The sequence below is a fragment of the Phocaeicola sp. RTP21198st1_B8_RTP21198_201120 genome (assembly GCF_040929485.1).
Taxonomy (GTDB): domain Bacteria; phylum Bacteroidota; class Bacteroidia; order Bacteroidales; family Bacteroidaceae; genus Phocaeicola; species Phocaeicola dorei.
Genome location: NZ_JBCOCI010000483.1, coordinates 409 through 805, shown reverse-complemented (window position 1 = coordinate 805; position 397 = coordinate 409).

Below are 397 nucleotides of genomic sequence, written 5' to 3'. Positions count from 1 at the left end.
TTTTGCACCAGGAATGTCGATAAAAACTTTGTCTCCATTGCTTCTATTTTTATATAAGTCTTCCGTGGTGGTGGAAATATGTTTGCGGGTTTTCGCGTTTTGTATATTTTGCTGTTTTTTTGGTTGGATCCGCATAAAAAAGTGGTATAACGTGCTGTATTGACGAGAATGCCATAACCTTTGGTAGAGACGTAGAATGTTTGTGGGGCGTGTGTATATCCGAGTCAGTTTAGAGGGTTGTCGTTCACTATCGGACGTTTACGTAAGCCACGTTGACCGAAGGTTTCAAACTGGAGTCCGAAGCCATAGATTTGTTCATTGTCTTCCAAGGGGGCTTCTATCAAGCATCCTCTATCTGTTATTTTTATTTGTATTTCTTGAATGTCGAAAGGTAACT